We start from the raw sequence: 14,949 nt of genomic DNA, 5'->3' as shown, positions 1-14,949 counted from the left end.
GTCGTTTTTCTTGCAATGTGGCCGATGCGGCGCGGTTTTGTCCGACGTCTGGATGCCCGACAGCCGAAGACCGGATGTGACTTGCGGGTGTTTAAGACAGGCTGTCATGCCGCCGACCACAGGGCACCGGCCTTCATGACGGCGGGAAAACCGCATTCCTTACAGGATCTAAGAGCGCGCCGGGTCTACCAGTGATAGGGCGTCATCGGCCCCTGTGCGTCCATCCAGGCGTCAAGACCGAGCCGCAGACAGAGCACGTTCTGCAATCCCATGTCGGCGGCGATGCGGGTGCTCAGCGCCGAGCGCCAGCCATTGTCGCAATAGAAGATGAACACCGCCTCTCGGGAGAAAACATCGCGGGCAAAGGGGCTGTCCTGATCAAGCCAGAATTCCAACAGCCCGCGCGGGCAGGAATGTGCGCCCGGGATTACGCCGGTCTTCTCCAGCTCGCGAAAAACCCGAAGATCGATGAACTCGGCATTCTTGCTGTCGTGCATCGCCAGGGCGTCCTCGACCGACACGAAGGAAATATCCGCCTCTGCTTCGGCCACGAGATCCTGGTAACTCTTGGTGGAAATAAACGTCATCAGTGTCCTCCTATGGTTCGGGAGTTGCCTAGACAGTATACCACTGCGTACAACCTTGAGGTGTCAAAATCCTAAGCGATGGTTAACGGCAGGCGTCCTCTCGGGCGTGCAGTTGCTTGCATTGCCGTCTGGTCCGACTAGGGTCCGCACCGAACAGGACTGCAGGAGACCATGCAATGAAGATGAACCAGCTTGGCCGTACAGAGATGAAGGTATCGGAGCTGTGCCTCGGAACCATGACGTATGGGACCCAGACCGAGGAGGCGGATGCCCATGCCCAGATCGACATGGCGCTGGCGGCGGGGATCAATTTCCTCGACACCGCAGAGATGTATCCGGTGAACCCGATCCGGCTGGAGACGCTGGGCCGCAGTGAAGAGATCCTCGGCACTTGGAATGAAAAGACCGGGCGGCGGGGTGACTATATCCTGGCCACCAAACATTCGGGCGAAGGTTCGGTCGCGCGCGACGGGGCGCCGATCACGGCGCAGACCATCGGGGCAACGGTCGAGGCGTCCTTGAAGCGGTTGAAGACCGACTATATCGACCTCTACCAGTTCCACTGGCCCAACCGCGGCAGCTATATGTTCCGCAAGAACTGGACCTACGACCCGACCGCCTCAAGTTATGATCGCGCACAGGTCATTGCGGATATGGAAGACTGCCTTGGCGCGCTGCAGGCGCAGGTGGATAAGGGTAATATCCGCGCCTTTGGCCTCTCGAACGAAAGCGCCTGGGGCACGGCGCAATGGCTGCGGCTGGCGGAACAGGGTAAAGGGCCGCGCGTGGCGTCGATCCAGAACGAATACTCGCTGTTGTGCCGCCTCTATGACACTGATCTGGCAGAGCTGAGCCATTACGAGGATGTGGGGCTGTTGTCCTTCTCTCCCCTGGCGGCGGGCTATCTGACCGGGAAATATCAGGGCGGCGCGGTGCCTGCAGGCTCTCGCAAGTCGATCAACGAGACCATGGGGGGGCGTCAGTCCGACCGGGTCGAGGCGGCGGTTGCGGCCTATCTGCGGATCGCGGCGGATCACGGGCTGGACCCGGTACATATGGCGCTGGCCTGGTGCAAAACGCGGCCGTTCATGGCCTCCGTGATCTTTGGCGCGACCGATCTGGATCAGCTGGCACATATCCTGGAGGGGGCGGATCTGGCGCTGAGCGCGGAGGTGCTGGAGGCGATCGATCTGGCGCATCGCGCGCATCCGATGCCGTATTGAGTGAGGGGAGGGGGCGCTGCCCCCTCTTGCCCCTATTGGGGCAATTCACCCCCGAGGTATTTTTGAAAAGATGAAGAGCGGGGGAGGCTCTAGTTGGTGCTGTGGCTGGCGTGACTGTTGGCCTGCATCACGGGATAACCTGCAAAGGCTGTCTCGGTTCCGCTTTGACGTAGCTCTCGCGCTGACAGACCATGGGCGGTGCGGAAGGCGCGCGCGAAGGTGGATTGCGAGGTGAAGCCGGTGGCCACCGCGATCTCCATCAGGGGCAGGTTGGTGTCGGTGACCAGTCGGCGGGCCTCGGCCAGACGCAATTGCAGGTAGTGGTCCTGCGGCGTTGTGTTCAGGCGCAGGCGGAATTGCTGCTGCAGGCTGCGCGGGCTGGTGCCCAGCACCTCGGCGATTTCCGCCAGGGGTTTGGGATCATCCAGCGCCGACTCCATGATCGCATTGGCCTTGGCGGTGAGCGCATTGTGCTTGTGATGGCCCAGACGGCTCTGGCTGCGCTGGGGCGAGGCGATGCCGTCATAGAGGAACAGGCCTGCCACGCGAGAGGCAAAGCCGTGGCCGTGGCGGGCGCTGATGATATGCAGCATCATCTCGATCGCCGGCGTGGCCCCACCGGAGGTCAGCCGCGCATCCGAGACGGTGAAGCGATCCGTGCGGCAGTGGATGTCGGGAAAGCGGGCGGAGAAATTCTCCAGATCTTCCCAATGGGTGGTGGCTGCGTGGCCATCCAGCAATCCGGCCTCTGCCAACAACCATGGCCCGCCGTCGATCCCTGCGATGGTGGCGCCGGTGCCGGCAATGCGGCGCAGACCGGCCAGCAGGCTCGGGGTGGCGTGGCGGGCCAGCTGGAACCCGGCCACGACGATCAGCAGATCGCAGCCATCGAGCCGCGCCAGCGGCGTTGTCGGCACCGTGAGGCCCGAAGTCAGCATCGGTGGTTCGGATGTGGCGCTGATGTAGTCCCAATCGAAGGCCGCGCGTCCGGCCAGCCGATTGGCCGCGCGCATCGGGTCAACCGCGGCGGCAAAGGAGAGTGTATTGCACTCGTCCATCACCAAAACGGCGGTTTTGAGCGGGCGGTTCTCCGGCTGGAGTATGTTTTTTGCGGATTTCATCAACTTCGATTCGCTTAAGGTAAACTCTTGCGGCCAAGGCTGAGCGAGAGTCACGATCAGCGCAAATTGGAATCCGGGGAGAAGCCTGGGGATAACCCGTGGCACAACCCTGTACATCAGAGGGAAAATCAAAAATGCCGCTTTCGATGAACCGCGAGGTCTTTATCACCTGCGCCGTGACCGGCTCCGGAGGCACCCAGGATCGCAGCCCGCATGTGCCCCGCTCGCCGAAAGAAATCGCCGACAGCGCCATCGCTGCGGCCAAGGCCGGGGCGGCGATCGTGCATTGCCATGTGCGCGATCCTGAAACTGGCGCGCCCTCGCGCGACCTTGGACTCTATCGCGAGGTCACCGACCGTATCCGTGACAGCGACACCGATGTGGTACTGAACCTCACCGCTGGAATGGGCGGCGATATCACATTTGGCGGCGTCGAAAATCCGCTGCCGGTCAAGGCCGAGGGCACCGACATGATTGGTGCCACCGAAAGGGTGGCCCATGTGGCCGAGTGCCTGCCGGAGATCTGCACGCTGGATTGCGGCACCATGAACTTTGCCGAGGCCGACTATGTGATGACCAACACGCCCGGCATGTTGCAGGCGATGGGCAAGATGATGACGGATCTGGGCGTGAAGCCGGAGATCGAGGCCTTTGACACCGGCCACCTTTGGTATGCCAAGCAGCTGGTGAAGGACGGCGTCCTTGAGGCGAACGCGCTGGTGCAGCTCTGCATGGGGGTGCCGTGGGGCGCGCCGAATGACCTCAACACCTTTATGGCGATGGTCAACAATGTGCCCGACGACTGGAACTGGTCGGCGTTCTCCCTGGGGCGCGATCAGATGGCCTATGTGGCGGCCTCGGTGCTGGCGGGCGGCAACGTGCGGGTCGGGCTAGAGGACAATCTCTACCTCGACAAGGGCGTGCTGGCGGAGAACTGGCAGCTGGTGGAGCGTGCTGGCACCATCATCTCCAACCTCGGTTCGCGGGTGATCACCCCAGCAGAGGTGCGTACGCGGCTTGGTCTGACCAAACAGGCGCCTGTGGCGAAGTAAGCAGCGACAACATGGGAACTCTCTCCGGGGCATGGGCGTTTCGGTCCTGATACCAAACTCAAACCCAGATCCCCGGAGGTCCCGTTCATGAACATCCGTCATCAGATCCGCACCCTGCTTGCCACTGCCTGTTGCCTGACTGTCGTCAGCACCGCAGCGGCGGCGGATGGATATCGCGACACGTCCGTCGCGATGACTGTGGAAGAAGACCTCGACCTCTCGCAGTACTTGGGCACCTGGTATGAGATTGCCCGTTTCCCCAACAACTTCGAGATGGGGTGCGAGGGCGTCACCGCGCAGTACTCCGCGCGCGACGATGATCGGATCGACGTGGTGAACCGCTGTTACCGAGAAGGGCTCAATGGTCCGCTTGATACGGCAGAAGGGGTCGCCCGCGTCGCGGGACAGGGACGGCTGGAGGTGAACTTCGTGTCCTGGCTCCGGCTGTTGCCCTTCACCTGGGGGGACTACTGGGTGCTGGATGTGGATGCGGAGTATGAGGTCGCCGTGGTTGGAACTCCGAACGGCAAGCAGGGCTGGATTCTGGCCCGCGCGCCCGAGATCAGCGCAGACAAACTGACCGAGGCGAAATCGGTCCTGCGCAAGAATGGCTATGACATTGGCGCCCTTGAAATGGTGCCGCAGAACTAAGGACCAACGGAATGACAAAAACGGCTGCAATCATTGGCGGTGGTGTGATCGGCGGCGGCTGGGCCGCGCAATTCTTGCTGAACGGCTGGGACGTGCGGGTCTTTGATCCCGACCCGGAGGCCGCGCGCAAGATCGCGGAGGTGATGGACAACGCGCGCCGCGCTTTGCCGGGTTTGGGCAATGTCGCCCTGCCGGCTGAGGGTGCGATGACGTTTCACGACACCATCGAGGCAGCCGTTCAGGGCGTCGAATGGGTGCAGGAAAGCGTGCCGGAGCGGCTCGACCTGAAGCAGAAGGTTTACGGCGAATTGCAGGCGCATGTTCCGGCGGGCGCGGTGATCGGTTCGTCGACCTCCGGCTACAAGCCGTCTCAGCTGCAGGAGGGGTTCACCAACGCCGCGCAGATCGTCGTCGCGCATCCCTTCAACCCGGTCTACCTGATGCCGCTGGTTGAGGTGGTCACCACCGAGGCGAACAGCCCGGAGATTATCGCCAAGGCCAAGGAGATCGTCAGCGCCATCGGCATGTATCCCTTGCACCTGAAGAAGGAAATCGACGCCCATGTGGCGGACCGCTTCCTCGAGGCGGTCTGGCGCGAGGCGCTCTGGCTGGTCAAGGACGGTATCGCCACCACCGAGGAGATCGACAACGCCATCCGCTATGGCTTTGGCATCCGCTGGGCGCAGATGGGCCTGTTTGAGACCTACCGGGTGGCGGGCGGCGAAGCGGGGATGAAGCATTTCCTGGAACAGTTCGGCCCCTGTCTCAGCTGGCCTTGGACCAAGCTGATGGATGTGCCGGAATACAACGACGAGCTGGTGGACCTCATCGCCGGTCAGTCCGATGCGCAGTCCGGCCATCACTCGATCCGTGAGCTGGAGCGCATCCGCGACGACAACCTCGTGGGGATGATGCGCGCATTGGGCGCAAATGACTGGGGCGCGGGTGCGCTGCAGAACGCCCATGACAGCGCGCGCATGCAGGCGGCGGGGCTGGCCCGCAACATCGACGACGTGGCAGATATCACCCAGCCGATCCTGACCCAGAGCCGCACGGTGCCGCTCGACTGGACCGACTACAATGGCCACATGACCGAGAGCCGCTATCTCGATGCCTTTGCCCAGGCCACCGACCGGCTGATGGAGATCATCGGCTGCGATGCCGAGTATATCGCCTCGGGCGGCAGCTATTTCACCGCCGAGACCCACATCCGCCATATCGACGAGGTGCACGCGGGCCATCCCATTCAGGTCAGAACGCAGGTCATCATGGGCGCAGGCAAGAAGATGCACATCTGGCACGAGATGTTCGAGGGCGACCGCCTGCTGGCGACGGGGGAGCATATGCTGCTGCACGTGGACCTCAAGACCCGTCGCTCCGCACCGCCCGCCGCGCATATCGAGGCCAATCTGGTCAGGATTGCCGAGGCGCACGCGACCTTGCCCGCGCCCGACGGGCTGGGCCGCGCCATCGGCGCGCCGCGCTAATACGTGTTCTTGTGACTGCAGGCGCGTCCGGGATCGGGCGCGCCATTGCGGCGGGCCCTGCTGCCACCGGGGCCGAGGTCTGGGTGACGGATGCCGATGCCGCGAGTGGCATGCCCGGCTGAGGGCTGCATAGCCCGGCCAACAGGACGATAAGGCGCGCGCTTAGGTCGTTTCGTCTATTTGTGCCCGCAATGCGCCCACCCGACGTGGCATCTGCCGCGCGGTGATCGACGCCTCGCGCACCAGCCGATCAAAATGGCCGGTATAGGTCTCCACCCGCTCCCGGTCGCGAAACGCCATGTAGTGGCTGCCTGCATAGAAGACACAAAGCAACGGGCCAAAGATGGTCAGCGGCGAGGAATACAGCCGCTTGGCATCATAGAGATAGATCCGCAAACGCGGATAGAGCTGCGTCGTCAATTGCTCCAGATGCTCCAGCTGTTCGATCCGTACCTCGGCAGAGAGACCCTCGTAGTATCCTACCCCTTTGGCAAAACTGTCGATTTCATAGATCGGCATCGCGATCTCATAGTCGGAGCCCGCCTGCCGCATCCATGTCAGCCGATCCTGCGAGGCGCCGATCGCCTGATCTGCGGTGCGGCCCAGATGCGGCGCGTATTCCCATTCCAGCACCGCGCGGGTCTTCAGCATGTCGGGCAGGGTCGCGGGCACATGGCGGATCTTGTAGCCCGCCGCCTCGCGATGCCACTCGTAGATGCGTTCATCCACCAGCGCCCGGGGCGCTTCGGTCATCGACATCGAGGAGGCCAGCAGCTCGGCCGCACTCTCGGGCCGATCCGACAGGCTCAACAGCCAGTCCGCCGACACGCCAAGGGCCGTCGCGCAGGCGCCGACCACATGGGCGTTGGGCAATCGCGCGCCCGCATCTGTCAGCAGCTGCGAAATAGTGGAGCGATCCACATCAGTGGCCCGGGCCAATGCGCTCTGACTGAGATTGCTCTCCCGCAGAGCGCGGTTCAGGCGCTCTCGGAATTGTGCGGCACGCAAACGTTTGTCAATATTTTCTCTCATGTGGTAACATATATCATCGTTGATGGATTTTGTTAATCACATACGGAATTCTACACAGCCTGCCGTTGATCTAACCTGACCTAAGATCAAAAAAATCGGAGGCAGTATGGAAACGCGTGGGCGCTCCCTCGTGAAGGCGATTGTGTGGAACATCATCGGGCTCATCTCGATGACGCTGGTGGGATTTCTGGCGACCGGCTCGGCCACCGCCGGTGGGGTGATGGCGGCGATCAACACCGCCATCGGCTTTACCTGCTATCTGATCTATGAGCGGGTCTGGGCGCGGATTTCCTGGGGCCGGGTCGGCGGGCGGCGTCATGCGTGATCTGACCGAGGAGGAACAGATCGCTGCGGCTCAGGCTGTCGCGGATGTGTCGGACCGGATCGAAACACCGCTGGAGGTGGCATTGACACCGGACGCGGCCGAGGCCCGCGCCGCGCTGCCGCGTCACCCGGAATGGGGCACGTTTGCGCTGATCCTGGCCTGCTACCTGGTCTGGGGCGGGGCGCTCTTTGGCCTGGCACAGGTCTCGCATCTGCTGGCGGTGCTGCTGGCTGGGGGGATGGTGGCGCTGCATTCCTCGCTTTGTCACGAGGTGCTGCACGGCCACCCGTTCCGCAGTCGCCGCCTGAACGAGGCGCTGGTGGTTCTGCCGCTCAATCTCGCGGTGCCTTATGGCCGCTTTCGCGACACCCATCTGCAGCATCATCAGGACGAAGATCTGACCGATCCCTATGACGACCCGGAAAGCAATTTTCACGACCCCGCGGTCTGGGCCCGGCTGCCCGCCTGGCGCCAGCGTCTGCTGCGGGTCAACAACACGCTTCTTGGGCGCATGGTGATCGGGCCGGTGATCGGACAGATCTCCTTCATGCAGGAGGATTGGACGCTGGTGCGCCGGGGGCAGCGCGGTATTCTGCGCGACTGGGGGCTGCATGCGCTGGGCACGGCGCTGGTCCTGTGGATCGTGTCGCTGTCGGCGCTGCCGGTGCTGGCCTATCTCTGCGCGGCCTACCTCGGCCTCTCGGTGCTGAAGATCCGCACCTATCTGGAGCACCGCGCCCATGAGGACATGCATGGCCGCACGGCAATTGTTGAGTCCCGTGGCCTGATGGGCGCAGTGCTGGGGTTTCTGTTCCTCAACAACAACCTGCACATTGTGCATCACCTCTACCCCGGCGTAGCCTGGCACCAGCTGCCGGCGCTCTACAAACGCCATCAGGCGCGATTTCAGGCGCGCAATGACGGCTATGTGCTGGCCAGCTATGCCAGCGTGTTCCGCCAGTTCGCCGTCCGCGCCAAGGATCCGGTGCCACATCCGCTCTGGAAATCCCCGGAGTAAGGGCACATAGGGTCGGTATGCGATAGTATACCTTAAAGGTCATTCAATGCCGCTCTGGATTCCCGTCACCCTCGCCGCCGCCACATTTCAGACCCTGCGCTTCATGCTGCAGAAGGTCCTGAGCGCGGTCACATTGAGCGCAGCGGGGGCGACGTTCTCGCGTTTTGTCTACTCCGCGCCGGTGATCCTGCTGCTGCTCTGGGCCTATGTTGCGGCCACAGATGCGGCGCTGCCGGCCCTCTCGCGGCCGTTCTGGGGCTTTGCCATCGTCGGCGGGCTGTCGCAGATCCTTGCCACCGTCTGCGTGGTGGCGCTGTTCAAGGCGCGCAACTTTGCCGTCGGCATCACTTTCAAGAAGACCGAAGTGATCCAGACCGCCATCGTCGGCCTGGTGGTGCTGGGCGATGAGGTCTCTACGCTGGGCTGGGTGGCGATCCTGATTGGCCTGGCGGCGGTTCTGGTGCTGTCCAAGACCAAGGATGGTCCCAAGGGCCTCTGGCGGCAGTTGACCGGACGGGCGCCGCTGCTGGGGCTCGGATCGGGCGTGCTGTTTGCCTTCTCCGCGGTCAGCTACCGGGGCGCGTCGTTGCAATTGCAGGAGCCCGACGCGGTGCTGCGCGCGGCCGTGACGCTGGCGGTGGTGGTCTGCTTGCAGACGGCGATGATGCTGGCCTGGCTAGGCGTCCGGGATCCCGGCGAGATCGCCCGGGTCTGGGCGGCACGCCGGGTGGCGGTCTGGGTGGGGCTGACCAGCATGGGCGGCTCGTTTTGCTGGTTTCTCGCCTTCACCCTGCAGAACGCGGCCTATGTGAAGGCCTTGGGACAGGTGGAGCTGCTGCTGTCCCTGCTGGCCTCGCTGGTGGTGTTCAAGGAGGTGGTGACCCGGCGTGAGATCTGCGGCATGGCGCTGCTGGTGCTGTCGATCCTGGCCTTGATCCTCGCGCTTTGATCCGGACACGAAGGTCCGGATACGACACGCCTCCGATGCGAAAGCCCGATCCCAACCAAGCAGACCCGATGGAGCATGGGGCAGGTGGGGTTCCCGCCCGTCGCCGCAGCCCCCTTTTTTGCAAAAGGGGCACAGCGCTCCCGTTGGGCATGGCACCGCGCAGGACGCGCGGTGACGCAGCCTGCCCCCTCAGGGGGCAGGCTGCCCGGCCCAAGGCCGATGGGCTGTGGTCCCTGCCAAGGGACCGCAGCGCCGGGGGCGGGAGCGCACCCGGTTTGACGAAAAAGGGCCGGTGGACAGGGGAAGCGGGGGGCCGGGGCGCGTGGTCGAGGCCTATTGAGCCTGCGACATCGGACGGCCATGCAGGCGCAGGAACAGGCTTTCCTCGTCGTCATTGCGAAAGAATGGCGTGCTGTCGGGGCGGGTGCCGCTGCGCAGGTTGGCGGTGACCTCGGCCAGAACCACTTCGGTGATGAAGGGCAGATCGAAGCTGCGCACCTGGCTGAGCGGAATCCACTGCAGATGTGACAGCTCGTCCGAGGCGCGGGAGAAATCATCCAGATCGCCCACCAACGCGTCGGCGTCCGCCAGAAAGAACCGCGCATCAAACCGGCGTGGGCGGCCCGGCGGTGTCAGAGCGCGAAAGACAAACGTCAGCCCGGAGGCATCTGGCACATGGCCGGTGGCAGCAAAGCTCTGCCAATCTGTCGGAACATTGTCCTGCCAGGAGCCGGGGCGCCCGAGGATCAGCCCGGTCTCCTCCCACAGCTCCCGAGTGGCGGCGACGCATAACGCCTGCCAGACGTCGTCCGCAGCATCCTCACCAAGACGATTGCGGCAGGGCTGCGAAATCTCTGCACCCAGTGCGATGTCCCGGTCGCCAGCATCGACAGCGCCGCCCGGAAAGACGAATTTGTTTGGCATGAACGCGGCTTTGGCACCGCGCTGCCCCATCAGGACACGCGGGTCGTCGCTGTCGCCGTCACGCACCACGATCACCGTGGCCGCATCGCGGATTGCGGTCTTGTCGCGTGTGGCAGTCGTGCCTGTCATCTCCGTCTCCTTCTTCTCGCGTCCCACGACCAATGCCGCCCACTCCGGCGCCATATGCGCACCGGTGGCAGTGTCACGTCTTTGCGCCAGAAAGGAAAGAGGAGACCCGGCGTCGCATCGGCCTGGGCGGGCTGGGGCGGTCTGAGGCAGACCGGGACCCGACTGGCCCGGGCGCTGGCTCAGCTGGCCTTGTCGAACCCGTGCATGCGCCGCGCCCATTGATAGGCGACGACAACGCCCTTCAGCCTCGGCAGCAGATAGAGCGAGGCGGTCAGGCAGCCCACCGAGAAAACGGTGGCCATCACCCAGGGGGATGGGCGCCATTCGAAGGCGGTGTAGTGCATCAGGGGCGCCATCACGTGGCCCACCACCAGAATGGTCAGATAGGCCGGACCGTCATCCGCCCGGTGATGGCTGAAATCCTCGCCGCAGGACGCGCACTGATCGTTCACCTTGAGATAGCTGTGCAGCAGTTTGCCTTCGCCACATTTCGGGCAGCGGCGGCGCCAGCCCTTCCACAACGCGGGCTTTGTCGGGCGGTCGTCAGCCAGCGCTTGTTGCTGGGCGAGGCTTTGCGTCTGTGTCATCTGATGCTCCGTCACTGCGAGGGGGCCGCTCTGAAATGCGTCTTTGGCAATGCCCATCTTCAATACTTAGCTCCAAATATGCAAATCAGAGGTTGATTTCGCTGTGACCCGGTGACGCGGCGCTGTTTTTTCGGGGGGATGGATTTTTTCTCCGCCCGTGGCGACGGAAACCCGGACCGCCGCCGTTTCATTTCTACATCGGGCAGCACAGTGCTGCTGAGGCTCACAAAAGGAACGATGTTATGACGAAACGGATTCTGATCGCCACACTCCTGTCGTTGACCACTGCAGCGGCAGGGACCCTTGCCGTCGCGAAGCCGGGTTTTGGTCCCGAGCGCCATAAGCCGACGTTCGAACAGCTCGACACGGATGGCAATGGCGCCTTGTCGAAGGCCGAAATCGCGGCGATGGGTCAGGCGCGTTTCGATGCGGCAGATACCAATGGCGATGGGCTGTTGAGCGCCGAAGAAATGACGGCCAAGGCGCAGCAAAGGATTGCCAAGCGGACCGCCGCCATGATCGAACGGTTTGACAAGGACGGCGATGGCGCCTTGAGCGCTGAGGAAATGCCGCAGCGCCGGGGCCCGCAGCAGCTTCTGGACAAGGCGGATACCGATGGCAACGGCTCGATTTCAAAGGCAGAGTTTGACACCGCGCAGGCCATTCTGGAGACCGTGATGAAGAAAAGACATCATCGCGGCGGCCCGGATCGGCAGGGCCACCAAATGGATGCGGAGTAAGTCGAATTCGCACTGAACACTGCATATGCCTGCGTTCGAACCTGCACCTCCCCATCCGGGGGAGGTGCCCGTGATCGGTCTGGGCCGCAGAGCCGCCGATGTGGCGGCTGTGCCGGAGGCGAGCGACGAAGCACTTCTGGTGTTGTTCGCCAATGGCGATCCGAGCGCCGCCGCCGAGCTGACACGCCGCCTTGGCCCGCGTGTGCTGGGGGTGGCGATGCGGGTGCTCGGCAATCCTGCCGAGGCCGAGGATGTCACACAGGACGCGATGATCCGGCTGTGGAAGATCGCGCCCGACTGGCGCAGAGGCGAAGCGGAGGTCTCCACATGGCTCTACCGGGTGACGATGAACCTCTGTATCGATGTCAAGCGCAAGGCGCGGGGCGGTCATGTGGATCTGGACGCGATTCCCGAACCGCCGGATCCGGCGGCAGGGGCCGCGGAGGGGTTGCAGGACAACGCCCGGCGCGATGCCTTGCAGGAGGCGTTGATGACCCTGCCGGAACGCCAGAGGCAGGCTGTGGTGCTGCGCCACATCGAGGAATTGAACAACCCGGAGATTGCCGGGATCATGGAGATCAGCGTGGAGGCAGTAGAAAGCCTGACCGCGCGGGGCAAACGGATGCTGGCCAAGGCTCTGGCCGGGCGTCGTGAGGAATTGGGGTATCAGGATGGCTGATCATCAGAAATATCAGAACGGCGATACCGACCTCGACGCGCTCTTTGCCGAGGCCCGGCAGGCGCGCCCGGATCTGCCCGACAAGCTGATGTCCACGATCACGGCAGCGGCTGCGACAGAACAGGCGCGCTGGTCCGCACCGGCACCCGCGCGCCGCCGTCCGCCCCTGGGCGTGCTGCTGGCCGCGCTTGGCGGCTGGCCCGCGGTGGGCGGGCTGGTGGCGGCGAGTTGTACCGGCCTCTGGATCGGTGTGGCGGGGCCGGAGACGGTCTTTACCGCGCCGGGGGTTAGCGCGCTTGCCGCGACACCCACGGTCAGTTCGGAGTATGCCGCTTATGAAACTTTCGATCTGGCCACTGTCATGGCCGAGGATATGCAATGACCCAGACATCTGACACCGGACGCTCCTCTCGCATGCCGCGCTGGCTGAAGGCGGTGTTTGCGCTGTCGCTTGCGGCGAATTTGGCGGTGGTAGGCCTGGTGGCCGGGGCTGCGCTGCGCGAGGATCGCTCAGGTCGGTCCCGCCACAAGGCCCCGCCGCCGCCCGCTGCGGCAGAGGCGATCGGCGCGGTGATGTACCGAAGCCTGGACCGCGACTCTCGTCGGGTCCTGCGGGATCTGGCGGACGGCCAATACGGCAATATCGTGGAGCGGCGCATCGCGGAGCTGAATGCGCTGCTGGAGGTCATCCGCAGCGAGCCGCTGGATGTGACGGTATTGCGCGCGCGCATCGATGCGCAAACGGCCGCGATCAATGAGTTTCGGGGAGCGATGCTGGAGGTCTGGATCGCGGAGTTGCAGCAGATGTCGCCGGCTGAGCGTGCGGCCTTTGCCGACAAGGTGGAACGCCATGTGGCCCGGTTTCGCAAACCACCCCCGCGTGAGGGGCACAAGGGCGGTGCGCGCGACTGAGACGGCGCAGGTGACGGATCGCGCGTCCACTTCAGCGTGAGCGCTATGCCGAACTGGGGTGAAACCGGGGGCAGGGGCGTCGATTGTGATGCACGGCTGCGCGCCGCAAAGCTCTGTCAGATCAGGCCGCCGCGCTGCGCTGAGGGCCTTTGACTAGCGCCTGGTTGCGTCCGGCATGTTTTGCATCATAGAGCGCGCGATCCGCGGCGGCGAACATTTCGTCACCGGATGCGACGTGTCCGTCAGGGGTGCTGACCACGGCGCCGACACTGACCGTGACCGCCAGCGGTGCGTCACATCCGGGGGCGTCAAACGGCGTCGTGCTGATGGCGTTGCACAGCCGGGTGGCCGTGGTTGCGGCCTCTGAGGGGTGAATGCCGGGCATCACGACCATGAATTCCTCGCCGCCGATACGGGCCAGCAGATCACAGCCGCGCAGCTGCGCTTTCAGGCGGCGGGCCGCCTCGACCAGTACTGCGTCCCCGACAGGATGGCCGTGTTGGTCGTTGATACGTTTGAAATGGTCCAGATCGGCGACCATGACCGCAAAGGTCTCGCCTGTGGTGCAGGCCTCGCGTGCCACCTGCTCTAGGAACGGGCGGGCATAGCGGCGATTGTAGAGCCCGGTCATCGGGTCTTCCATCGCGGCGCGATAGCCATTGCGCAGGTTTGCGCGGATCATTTCGGCCCGCTGTCTGTGGTGCAACTGGGTGCTGATCCGAAGCGCCAGCTCGTCCACCTGAAATCCGCAGTGCAGGACATCATGCGCGCCACGGTCCAGTGCCTCAGCGGCGATCGTGGCGTCTGCGGGGTTCGGTACCGCAATCACAACGCTGTCGCGGGTGCTGATGCGGGCACGCAGATCGGCCAGCAGACGCAGGGCCATGCCAGCGGATTGTTCGTTCAGCTCAATTACGATGACATCGGGGACCGGCGTGCGCATCAGGTCCTGAATGGCGTCCACGTTATAGGCGCGCAGGTTGTAGCCAACGCTGCCAGCCAGCCGGGATTTCCACTTCTGTGCGGTGGGCAGGTCGTGGCATACCAGCGCCACGCTGGTGTCGGGGCGCGGCGCTGCGGTCACGGTGGCGCCGGTCATGGGCATGACGAAAGAGGGTACGCCATCTTCCCGCATGTGCAGATCCTCATCCTGCATGCGCATGCGCAACAGGCTGCGAATCCGGGCCTGAAGGATCATGTCGTCCACCGGCTGCGGCAGGACCTCGTCGATGCCCGCCGACAGCGCCTTGATCCGCGTGCCGCGATCATTGGAGGTGCTGAGGGCGATCATTGGCACATCCGCCAGCTGCGGCATCCGCGACAGGGCTGCCTTGACCGCCCCGGCATCCCCGTCCGGCAGGGTCATCGCAGTGAGGATCAGATCGGGGCGATTGCCCGCCATCAGCTCTATCGCCGCCGACATGCTGTCCGCCTGCAGCACCTGAAAACAGGCGGCGGTCAATTGCACCTTCAAAACGATGCGATTGGTGGATACCCCATCTATGACTAGGATCGTGCCTTGCACGGTGAAAC

General features: G+C 63.9%; 17 protein-coding genes and 1 pseudogene. 12 read left to right on the top strand and 6 right to left on the bottom strand.

Translation table 11 applies throughout. From position 1 onward, the window contains the following. Positions 1 to 185: 185 nt before the first annotated feature. Positions 186 to 587 (bottom strand): rhodanese-like domain-containing protein, encoded by a 402-nt coding sequence (locus R1T40_RS10490; RefSeq protein WP_106162189.1) that lies wholly within the window; start codon positions 585 to 587, stop codon positions 186 to 188. A 176-nt stretch (positions 588 to 763) separates the two neighbouring features. On the opposite strand from R1T40_RS10490, the gene R1T40_RS10485 reads away from it, so the two are divergent. Next, positions 764 to 1,810, top strand: a complete 1,047-nt coding sequence (locus R1T40_RS10485; protein ID WP_317386886.1) for an aldo/keto reductase — start codon at positions 764 to 766, stop codon at positions 1,808 to 1,810. Between the two features lie 89 nt (positions 1,811 to 1,899). On the opposite strand, the gene R1T40_RS10480 is transcribed toward R1T40_RS10485, so the two are convergent. Further along, complete coding sequence (locus R1T40_RS10480) at positions 1,900 to 2,931, bottom strand: GlxA family transcriptional regulator (protein WP_106162191.1); 1,032 nt, start codon at positions 2,929 to 2,931, stop codon at positions 1,900 to 1,902. 134 nt (positions 2,932 to 3,065) lie between these two features. Here R1T40_RS10480 and R1T40_RS10475 point away from each other — a divergent pair, with 134 nt between their 5' ends. The 4 genes and pseudogenes from R1T40_RS10475 to R1T40_RS22285 form a co-directional block, all read left to right on the top strand. Then, positions 3,066 to 3,983 carry a BKACE family enzyme gene (locus R1T40_RS10475; protein WP_317386885.1) on the top strand — a complete coding sequence of 306 codons (918 nt, stop codon included), beginning with the start codon at positions 3,066 to 3,068 and terminating at the stop codon, positions 3,981 to 3,983. A gap of 87 nt (positions 3,984 to 4,070) precedes the next feature. Next, a complete protein-coding gene (locus R1T40_RS10470) occupies positions 4,071 to 4,634 on the top strand; it encodes a lipocalin family protein (protein ID WP_317386884.1) in 564 nt (187 codons plus the stop codon). 11 nt (positions 4,635 to 4,645) lie between these two features. Then, complete coding sequence (locus R1T40_RS10465) at positions 4,646 to 6,121, top strand: carnitine 3-dehydrogenase (RefSeq protein ID WP_317386883.1); 1,476 nt, start codon at positions 4,646 to 4,648, stop codon at positions 6,119 to 6,121. Continuing rightward, a pseudogene (locus R1T40_RS22285) lies at positions 6,121 to 6,228 on the top strand (3-oxoacyl-[acyl-carrier-protein] reductase); the annotation flags it as partial. The gene R1T40_RS10465 and the pseudogene R1T40_RS22285, both read left to right, overlap by 1 nt. Positions 6,229 to 6,283: 55 nt before the next feature. On the opposite strand, the gene R1T40_RS10460 reads toward R1T40_RS22285, so the two are convergent. Next, positions 6,284 to 7,153 (bottom strand): helix-turn-helix domain-containing protein, encoded by an 870-nt coding sequence (locus R1T40_RS10460; RefSeq protein WP_317386882.1) that lies wholly within the window; start codon positions 7,151 to 7,153, stop codon positions 6,284 to 6,286. 106 nt (positions 7,154 to 7,259) lie between these two features. Here R1T40_RS10460 and R1T40_RS10455 point away from each other — a divergent pair, with 106 nt between their 5' ends. From R1T40_RS10455 to R1T40_RS10445, 3 genes are read left to right on the top strand one after another with little or no spacing between them, the layout of a single operon-like run. After that, positions 7,260 to 7,478, top strand: a complete 219-nt coding sequence (locus R1T40_RS10455; protein ID WP_317386881.1) for a DUF2061 domain-containing protein — start codon at positions 7,260 to 7,262, stop codon at positions 7,476 to 7,478. After that, positions 7,471 to 8,496 (top strand): fatty acid desaturase, encoded by a 1,026-nt coding sequence (locus tag R1T40_RS10450; protein WP_317386880.1) that lies wholly within the window; start codon positions 7,471 to 7,473, stop codon positions 8,494 to 8,496. The genes R1T40_RS10455 and R1T40_RS10450 overlap by 8 nt, the downstream gene beginning before the upstream one ends. Positions 8,497 to 8,542: 46 nt before the next feature. Next, on the top strand, positions 8,543 to 9,445 hold the full coding sequence (locus R1T40_RS10445; protein ID WP_317386879.1) for a DMT family transporter: 903 nt from the start codon (positions 8,543 to 8,545) through the stop codon (positions 9,443 to 9,445). A 333-nt stretch (positions 9,446 to 9,778) separates the two neighbouring features. Here the strand turns inward: R1T40_RS10445 and R1T40_RS10440 are convergent, their stop codons facing one another. Both R1T40_RS10440 and R1T40_RS10435 read right to left on the bottom strand, forming a co-directional pair. Then, the gene (locus tag R1T40_RS10440) at positions 9,779 to 10,498 is read right to left on the bottom strand and encodes an NUDIX hydrolase (protein WP_317386878.1); all 720 of its coding nucleotides are present in this window, start codon (positions 10,496 to 10,498) and stop codon (positions 9,779 to 9,781) included. Between the two features lie 179 nt (positions 10,499 to 10,677). Then, the gene (locus R1T40_RS10435) at positions 10,678 to 11,085 is read right to left on the bottom strand and encodes a DUF983 domain-containing protein (protein ID WP_317386877.1); all 408 of its coding nucleotides are present in this window, start codon (positions 11,083 to 11,085) and stop codon (positions 10,678 to 10,680) included. Positions 11,086 to 11,327: 242 nt separating this feature from the next. Here R1T40_RS10435 and R1T40_RS10430 point away from each other — a divergent pair, with 242 nt between their 5' ends. The 4 genes from R1T40_RS10430 to R1T40_RS10415 are packed head-to-tail and all read left to right on the top strand — an operon-like array spanning position 11,328 to position 13,416. After that, the gene (locus tag R1T40_RS10430; RefSeq protein WP_317386876.1) at positions 11,328 to 11,825 is read left to right on the top strand and encodes an EF-hand domain-containing protein; all 498 of its coding nucleotides are present in this window, start codon (positions 11,328 to 11,330) and stop codon (positions 11,823 to 11,825) included. A 25-nt stretch (positions 11,826 to 11,850) separates the two neighbouring features. After that, entirely contained in the window at positions 11,851 to 12,504 is a 654-nt protein-coding gene (locus R1T40_RS10425) for an RNA polymerase sigma factor (RefSeq protein ID WP_317386875.1), read from the top strand. Further along, positions 12,497 to 12,886: a hypothetical protein gene (locus R1T40_RS10420; protein ID WP_317386874.1), complete on the top strand. Its 390-nt coding sequence runs from the start codon at positions 12,497 to 12,499 to the stop codon at positions 12,884 to 12,886. Before R1T40_RS10425 ends, R1T40_RS10420 begins: the two co-directional genes overlap by 8 nt. Beyond that, positions 12,883 to 13,416, top strand: coding sequence for a periplasmic heavy metal sensor (locus R1T40_RS10415; protein WP_317386873.1), 534 nt, complete (start codon positions 12,883 to 12,885; stop codon positions 13,414 to 13,416). Before R1T40_RS10420 ends, R1T40_RS10415 begins: the two co-directional genes overlap by 4 nt. A gap of 121 nt (positions 13,417 to 13,537) precedes the next feature. On the opposite strand, the gene R1T40_RS10410 is transcribed toward R1T40_RS10415, so the two are convergent. Continuing rightward, positions 13,538 to 14,941 (bottom strand): diguanylate cyclase, encoded by a 1,404-nt coding sequence (locus tag R1T40_RS10410; protein ID WP_317386872.1) that lies wholly within the window; start codon positions 14,939 to 14,941, stop codon positions 13,538 to 13,540. Positions 14,942 to 14,949 lie beyond the last annotated feature (8 nt).

It is taken from the genome of Tritonibacter scottomollicae, from assembly GCF_032924845.1.
In the GTDB taxonomy this organism is placed as follows: Bacteria; Pseudomonadota; Alphaproteobacteria; order Rhodobacterales; family Rhodobacteraceae; genus Epibacterium; species Epibacterium scottomollicae.
The sequence above is the reverse complement of the archived record's forward strand: the minus strand, read 5'-3'. Positions and strand labels throughout refer to the sequence as shown.

Coding starts and splice junctions, on each gene's coding strand:
- R1T40_RS10465 (WP_317386883.1), top strand. CDS start 4,646: ATGACAAAAACGGCTGCAATCATTGGCGGTGGTGTGATCGGCGGCGGC.
- R1T40_RS10460 (WP_317386882.1), bottom strand. CDS start 7,153: ATGAGAGAAAATATTGACAAACGTTTGCGTGCCGCACAATTCCGAGAG.
- R1T40_RS10470 (WP_317386884.1), top strand. CDS start 4,071: ATGAACATCCGTCATCAGATCCGCACCCTGCTTGCCACTGCCTGTTGC.
- R1T40_RS10475 (WP_317386885.1), top strand. CDS start 3,066: ATGCCGCTTTCGATGAACCGCGAGGTCTTTATCACCTGCGCCGTGACC.
- R1T40_RS10440 (WP_317386878.1), bottom strand. CDS start 10,498: ATGACAGGCACGACTGCCACACGCGACAAGACCGCAATCCGCGATGCG.
- R1T40_RS10435 (WP_317386877.1), bottom strand. CDS start 11,085: ATGACACAGACGCAAAGCCTCGCCCAGCAACAAGCGCTGGCTGACGAC.
- R1T40_RS10430 (WP_317386876.1), top strand. CDS start 11,328: ATGACGAAACGGATTCTGATCGCCACACTCCTGTCGTTGACCACTGCA.
- R1T40_RS10445 (WP_317386879.1), top strand. CDS start 8,543: ATGCCGCTCTGGATTCCCGTCACCCTCGCCGCCGCCACATTTCAGACC.
- R1T40_RS10415 (WP_317386873.1), top strand. CDS start 12,883: ATGACCCAGACATCTGACACCGGACGCTCCTCTCGCATGCCGCGCTGG.
- R1T40_RS10455 (WP_317386881.1), top strand. CDS start 7,260: ATGGAAACGCGTGGGCGCTCCCTCGTGAAGGCGATTGTGTGGAACATC.
- R1T40_RS10420 (WP_317386874.1), top strand. CDS start 12,497: ATGGCTGATCATCAGAAATATCAGAACGGCGATACCGACCTCGACGCG.
- R1T40_RS10450 (WP_317386880.1), top strand. CDS start 7,471: ATGCGTGATCTGACCGAGGAGGAACAGATCGCTGCGGCTCAGGCTGTC.
- R1T40_RS10480 (WP_106162191.1), bottom strand. CDS start 2,931: ATGAAATCCGCAAAAAACATACTCCAGCCGGAGAACCGCCCGCTCAAA.
- R1T40_RS10485 (WP_317386886.1), top strand. CDS start 764: ATGAAGATGAACCAGCTTGGCCGTACAGAGATGAAGGTATCGGAGCTG.
- R1T40_RS10490 (WP_106162189.1), bottom strand. CDS start 587: ATGACGTTTATTTCCACCAAGAGTTACCAGGATCTCGTGGCCGAAGCA.
- R1T40_RS10425 (WP_317386875.1), top strand. CDS start 11,851: ATGCCTGCGTTCGAACCTGCACCTCCCCATCCGGGGGAGGTGCCCGTG.